Annotated in this window: 6 protein-coding genes and 1 pseudogene; 3 read left to right on the forward strand and 4 right to left on the reverse strand. The window is 63.8% G+C overall.

The genetic code is table 11. The annotated features are described in order from the left end of the window. Positions 1–32: 32 nt before the first annotated feature. Complete coding sequence (locus ACTHN9_RS25340) at positions 33–221, forward strand: hypothetical protein (protein ID WP_440539566.1); 189 nt, start codon at positions 33–35, stop codon at positions 219–221. A gap of 11 nt (positions 222–232) precedes the next feature. Here the strand turns inward: ACTHN9_RS25340 and ACTHN9_RS25345 are convergent, their stop codons facing one another. After that, the gene (locus tag ACTHN9_RS25345) at positions 233–1318 is read right to left on the reverse strand and encodes an NAD-dependent epimerase/dehydratase family protein (protein WP_440539567.1); all 1086 of its coding nucleotides are present in this window, start codon (positions 1316–1318) and stop codon (positions 233–235) included. 74 nt (positions 1319–1392) lie between these two features. On the opposite strand from ACTHN9_RS25345, the gene ACTHN9_RS25350 reads away from it, so the two are divergent. Continuing rightward, a complete protein-coding gene (locus tag ACTHN9_RS25350; protein ID WP_440539568.1) occupies positions 1393–2424 on the forward strand; it encodes a CDP-6-deoxy-delta-3,4-glucoseen reductase in 1032 nt (343 codons plus the stop codon). A gap of 273 nt (positions 2425–2697) precedes the next feature. Further along, positions 2698–3882 (forward strand): acetylornithine transaminase, encoded by a 1185-nt coding sequence (locus ACTHN9_RS25355; RefSeq protein ID WP_440539569.1) that lies wholly within the window; start codon positions 2698–2700, stop codon positions 3880–3882. A gap of 141 nt (positions 3883–4023) precedes the next feature. On the opposite strand, the gene ACTHN9_RS25360 is transcribed toward ACTHN9_RS25355, so the two are convergent. From ACTHN9_RS25360 to ACTHN9_RS25370, 3 genes and pseudogenes are all read right to left on the reverse strand, one after another. Further along, the gene (locus ACTHN9_RS25360) at positions 4024–5163 is read right to left on the reverse strand and encodes a branched-chain amino acid ABC transporter substrate-binding protein (RefSeq protein ID WP_440539570.1); all 1140 of its coding nucleotides are present in this window, start codon (positions 5161–5163) and stop codon (positions 4024–4026) included. A 103-nt stretch (positions 5164–5266) separates the two neighbouring features. Further along, a complete protein-coding gene (locus ACTHN9_RS25365; RefSeq protein ID WP_440539571.1) occupies positions 5267–5983 on the reverse strand; it encodes an ABC transporter ATP-binding protein in 717 nt (238 codons plus the stop codon). Further along, positions 5983–6144: pseudogene (locus tag ACTHN9_RS25370) on the reverse strand (ABC transporter ATP-binding protein); the annotation flags it as partial. The gene ACTHN9_RS25365 and the pseudogene ACTHN9_RS25370, both read right to left, overlap by 1 nt.

The following is a 6144-nucleotide window of genomic DNA, read 5'->3' on the forward strand; positions in this document are numbered from 1 at the left end:
TCCGGTCAGCGGTGTTTGGAGGGAGGTGTATCGTGGTCATCGACAGCACGTTCGAGATTTCGTACGTGACGCTTGCGTTCGCCGCGCTCGGCGCGATCGTCATCGGCGCATTGCTGACGATGATGCACGTGAAGCGCCGATACCATCCGAATCTCATCGGCGCCCTGATCGGCGCCCTTCTTTGCTTCCTGCTGCTCGAGGCGCTGCCCTCGCTCATTTGATCGCGACCGGCTCAGTTCGAATCGGGAGCCATGCTGCGGCCGAGGCTCCGTAGAAAATCGTCGACTGTCGGATAGCGCAACGCGATACCCAGTTCGCCCTTGATCCGCGCGTTCGACAACCGCCGCGATTCCCGCATGAACGAGAGCGTGGCCGGATCGAGGCTGCGCTCCGCTGCCTCGCGCGCGAGACGCGGCACGCGCGGCAGCCCGAACGCATCGGCGACGCGATCGAAATACGCCCCCATCTTCAATACCGTATCGTCCGACGCATGGACCACCCGGCCGATGCGCCCGCGCGCCGCCACGCGCAACATGATCGCGGCGAGATCGTCGGCATGGATATGGTTCGTGTAGACGTCGTCCGGCTCGATCAGCGCGCTCTTGCGCTGCTCGATGCGCGCAAGCGGCAGACGTTCCCGCGCATAGATCCCGGGGATGCGGACGATGCTCGCTGCCGTCGTGCCGCGCACGTTGGCCCGCCTCAGGCGACGTTCGGCCGCCACCCGACGTTTTGCCCGCGCATTGGCCGGGTTCACGGGCCGCGTTTCGTCGATGAATGCCCCGCCGCAATCGCCATAGACGCCCGTCGTACTCGCGTACGCCACCCGCACCGGCGGGCGCGTGCGCCGTCCGAACGCCGTAAAACCCTCGGGTACAATACCGCTTTCGAATCTCGCGGTTGTGCTGCGCGCGAATCGCCGCGGCACCGGCGGGGCGTTGCCCACGGTGCGGCCCCGGCGCGCGCGCCCCTCGGCCGGGGCGGCAGGGCGCGCCGGATGGCGTCGGCGCATGCCGAGCGCGGCGATCAACGAACGCGTGCGCGGATCGTCGTCGCCGTGGGCCGGCGGCGGCGCAAGGTGCAGCACGGTGTGCGCGAGTCCCGCCAATCGTCGCAGGCTGCGCGGCGCATCGAGATCGCCGACGATAGGCGTCAAGCCTTCGTCGCGCAATTGGGCGGCACGCGTCGCGCGCGTGGCCAAGGCGATGACGCGCGGGCGAGCGGCGCGCGCAAGCAGCCGCTTCGCGCAACGCAGTCCGACGTCGCCGCACCCGACGATCAGCACGCGGGGCCGGCGCAAGATTCGTGTGGCTTTCATGTGCGCGCATTGTAGCGGCCCCAGGCCGCGCGCGCTTTCACCCGACTTTTTTCGTTTTTCGATCCGATCGAGCTATGGCATATAACGTGACCCTCCGGCAAAGCGGCCGGCAGTTTCAAGTAGAACCCGACGAACCCGTGCTCGTCGCCGCGCTGCGCCAGGGTGTCGGCGTCCCCTACGGCTGCAAGAACGGCGCGTGCGGCTCGTGCAAGGGCGCGGTGGTGTCCGGCCAGATCGAGCAGCGCTCGCATTCGTCGTCGGCCCTCTCGAACGACGAAAAAACGCGCGGCATGGCGCTGTTTTGTTGCGCGACGGCGCAATCCGATCTCGTCATCGACGTGCGCGAAATTGCGGGCGTCGGCGATGTCCAAGTCAAGAAGCTGCCTTGCCGCGTGAACGCGCTCGAGCGCCGTGCGGACGACGTCATGGTCCTCAAGCTGCAATTGCCCGCGAACGAGCGGCTCCAATATCTCGCCGGCCAGTATGTCGAATTCATTCTGAAAGACGGCAAGCGTCGCAGCTACTCGATGGCAAGCGCGCCGCACGAGGAAGGTCCGATCGAGCTGCACGTGCGCCACATGCCGGGGGGCCTGTTCACCGATCACGTCTTCAACACGATGAAAGAGCGCGAAATCCTGCGCTTCGAAGGCCCGCTCGGCACCTTCTTCCTGCGCGAGGATTCGGACAAGCCCATCGTCTTGCTGGCTTCGGGCACGGGCTTCGCCCCGATCAAGGCCATTGCCGAGCATGCGTTCTTCAAGGATATCGATCGTCCGATCACGTTGTACTGGGGCGCGCGCCGCAAGAAGGATCTGTACATGCTCGAACTCGCGCAGCGCTGGGCGGCGGACCATCCGAACTTCAAGTTCGTGCCCGTGCTCTCCGAGCCCGATCCGAGCGACGCGTGGTCGGGGCGTACGGGCTTCGTGCATCGGGCCGTGATCGAAGATCTGCCGGATCTGTCGGGCTATCAGGTGTATGCATGCGGCGCGCCGGTCATGGTCGAATCGGCGCTGCGCGATTTCACCGCGCACCATGGGCTGCCGGCCGAGGAGTTTTACGCCGATTCGTTCACGAGCGAGGCGGATCTCGTCAACGCCGTGTGACGAAAAAATGCGACGGATGATGCGCCGCAGCGATTGCATCGCGGCGCACGCTGTCGTATTCTTGCGCCCATGACCTGCTACCTGTCCGCCCTCCGACGTCGATGCTCGCTCCCGCCAAGGGAAGCCGTCGGCTCGTAGATCACGGACGCGCGCCTCGCAAGCATCGGCAGCAAAGCGAGGGTGCGAAACCGGTCAAACCGCGAAAGCCACGGATTTCCCGTGGCTTTTTTCATTTCCCCTACACCTTTCATTTATTTATCGCGGAGCCGTGCCATGCAATCGACGCAGAACCCGACACAGTCGCTGATGTACATCACCAACCGGCCGGACATCGTCTTTACGCGCGGCTCGGGCTCTTGGCTCTTCGACAGCGAAGGCAAGCGCTACCTCGATTTCATCCAAGGCTGGGCGGTCAACTGCCTCGGCCACTGTCACCCCGCGATGATCGAAGCGCTCGACACGCAGGCGCGTCGCCTCATCAACCCGTCGCCGGCCTTCTACAACGAGCCGATGGCAAATCTCGCCTCGCTGCTGACCGAGCACAGCGTCTTCGACAAGGTCTTCTTCGCCAACAGCGGCGCGGAAGCCAACGAAGGCGCGATTAAACTCGCGCGCAAGTGGGGCAAGAAGTTCAAGAACGGCGCGCACGAGATCATCACGTTCGATCACGGCTTTCACGGCCGGACGATCGCGACGATGTCGGCCAGCGGCAAGCCGGGCTGGGATACGATGTACGCGCCGCAAGTATCGGGTTTTCCGAAGGCCGAGCTGAACGACATCGCGTCGGTCGAAAAGCTGATCGGCGAGAAGACCGTCGCGGTCATGCTCGAGCCGATTCAAGGCGAAGGCGGCGTCATCCCCGCCACGCGCGAGTTCATGCGCGAATTGCGCGAACTGACGAAACGCCATAGCGTGCTGCTGATCGTCGACGAAGTGCAAAGCGGCTGCGGGCGGGCCGGCACCCTCTTCGCCTATGAGCTTGCCGGCATCGAGCCGGACATCATGACGCTAGGCAAAGGGATCGGCGGCGGCGTACCGCTTGCCGCGCTGCTCTCCAAGGCGGACGTGGCCGTGTTCGAAGCCGGCGACCAAGGCGGCACCTACAATGGCAATCCGTTGATGACGGCGGTGGGCTATGCCGTCATCAAGACATTGGTTGCCCCGGGCTTCCTGGAAAGCGTGCGCGCGCGCGGCGACTATTTGCGCACGAAGCTGCTCGAACTGTCGGCCGAGCGAGGCTTCGAAGGCGAGCGCGGCGAAGGTCTGCTGCGCGCGCTGCTGCTCGGCAAGGACATTGGGCCGCAGATTGTCGAGAAGGCGCGCGACATGCAGCCCACGGGTTTGCTGCTGAACGCGGCTCGGCCGAACTTGTTGCGCTTCATGCCGGCGTTGAACGTGACGAACGAAGAGATCGACCAGATGATGTCGATGCTGCGGACTGTGCTCGATTCGCTCTAATCGATCGGCACGCAGCGGGGACGCGCGGCAGCGCCCCCCGCCCCTACGAAAAAAGCCGCATGCGCTCGTCGCGCATGCGGCTTTTTGCTGCAGCCAAGGCCCCGAGTGGGGGGCCTAAGCCGAAGGGTCAGGCACGAACGCTTACATCGAAACCTTGTTGATGAACGAGCGCTTGCCGTCCTTGTAGCCGTAGATCGAGATGACGCCATGCTTCAGGTCGCCCTTGGCATCGAACGTCGTCTCGCCGATCACGCCCTTGTAGTCGCTCGTGGGCATGGCAGCAAGAATCTTCGCCGGATCGACGGAATTCGCGCGCTTCATCGCGTCGACGATGATGTTCACTGCATCGTACGTGTACGGCGAATACAGCACGACGTCTTGGCCGAAGCGCTTCTTGTACTTGGCTGCGAAAGCCGCGCCGCCTGCCATCTGGTCGAGGCCCACGCCAGCTTGCGAGCACACGATGTTGTCCGCCGCGTTGCCGGCCAGATCGGCGATGTTCGCCGTGCACACGCCGTCGCCCGCGAGGATCTTCGCGCGCAGGCCCAATTGCTTGGCTTGCTTGGCGAACGGACCGCCCGTGGCGTCCATCGCGCCGATCATGATGGCGTCGGGGTTTTCGCCCTTGATCTTCGTGAGAATCGCGCGGAAGTCGACGGCCTTGTCGTTCGTTGCGTCGTGCGAGACGACGGTCAGGCCAGCGGCCTTGGCGGCCGCTTCGAACTGCTGCGCGAGACCTTGGCCGTAGGCGGTCGAATCGTCGACGATCGCCACCTTCTTCACGTGCATTTCCTTAGCCGCGTAGTTCGCGAGCGCGGGACCTTGCTGCGCGTCGGTCGCAACGACGCGGTACGTCGTCTTGAAGCCTTGTTCCGTGTACTTCGGGTTCGTGGCCGACGGCGAGATCTGCACGATGCCCGCATCGCTGTAGATCTTCGATGCCGGGATCGACGTACCCGACGTTTCGTGGCCGACAACCGCGGCGACCTTGTCGTCGACGAGCTTTTGCGCGACTTGCGTCGCTTGGCGCGGATCGCCTGCGTCGTCTTGCGGGTCGAGCTGGAGCGTCACCTTTTGACCGCCGATGACGAGGCCCTTCGCGTTGATCTCTTCGATCGCGAGACGCGCGCCGTTTTCATTGTCCTTGCCTTGGTGAGCCGAACCGCCGGTGAGCGGCGCGACGTGGCCGATCTTCACGACCGTATCGGCTTGAGCGACATTGCAAAGTGCAAACGAGAGGGCAGCGGCTGCTGCGCAGCCGGTGAGAAGCGACTTGATCACTGTTGTAATTCCCTTTTTGTAGACCGGGTTTGAGAGACGACTAGCGGGCCGTGTCGGCCCATTGACAGCGCCCGTGCGGGTAGCACGGGCGCAAGAGAGGATATTACTCGCCCAGATACGCGGCGCGCACCTTCGGATCGTCGAGCATTTGCTTCGCATCGCCCGACATCGTGACCATGCCGGAATCCATCACGTAGCCGCGATTGGCCGCCTGCAGCGCCAGCCGTGCATTCTGCTCCACGAGCAGCACCGTGAGGCCTTCCTTCGAGATATCGCGCACCACTTCGAAGATCTTTTCGACCATGATCGGCGACAGACCCATCGACGGCTCGTCCAAGAGCAGCAGCTTCGGACGGCTGATAATGGCGCGCGCCATCGCCAGCATCTGCTGCTCGCCGCCCGAGAGCGTACCGGCCAGTTGCTTGGCGCGCTCTTTCAGACGCGGGAAGTAGCCGAACATGCGATCGACGTCTTTCTGGATACCGTCCGCGTCGTTACGCAGATAGGCGCCCATCTGCATGTTTTCCAAGATCGACATGCGCGCGAAAATGCCGCGGCCTTCCGGCACCATCGCCAAGCCGCGCTTGAGCAGCTCGTGCGCCGGCACGCCCTTGATCGACTGGCCCATGTACTCGATGTCGCCCGCCGAGTACGGTTTCAGGCCCGTGATGGCCTTCATCGTCGTGGTCTTGCCCGCGCCGTTCGCACCGATCAACGTGACCAGCTCGCCCTGCGCGACTTCCATGTCGACGCCCTTCACTGCCTGGATGCCGCCGTAATTGACCTGCAGGCCCTTGATTTTCAACATTGCCGTAGCCATCAGTGGACCCCCGCGCCCAGATATGCCTCAATCACCTTCGGGTTCTTCTGCACGTCTTGCGGCAGACCTTCAGCGATCACCTTGCCGTAATCGAGCACCGTCATGCGGTTGCACAGGTGCATCACGAGTTTCACGTCGTGTTCGATCAACAAAATCGTCTT

Origin of the sequence: Trinickia sp. (assembly GCF_051953405.1) — a bacterium.
Classification (GTDB): domain Bacteria; phylum Pseudomonadota; class Gammaproteobacteria; order Burkholderiales; family Burkholderiaceae; genus Trinickia.

Bases quoted from the DNA above. Each gene is read 5' to 3' on its own strand.
- ACTHN9_RS25345 (WP_440539567.1), bottom strand. From the start codon at position 1,318: ATGAAAGCCACACGAATCTTGCGCCGGCCCCGCGTGCTGATCGTCGGG.
- ACTHN9_RS25350 (WP_440539568.1), top strand. From the start codon at position 1,393: ATGGCATATAACGTGACCCTCCGGCAAAGCGGCCGGCAGTTTCAAGTA.
- ACTHN9_RS25355 (WP_440539569.1), top strand. From the start codon at position 2,698: ATGCAATCGACGCAGAACCCGACACAGTCGCTGATGTACATCACCAAC.
- ACTHN9_RS25365 (WP_440539571.1), bottom strand. From the start codon at position 5,983: ATGGCTACGGCAATGTTGAAAATCAAGGGCCTGCAGGTCAATTACGGC.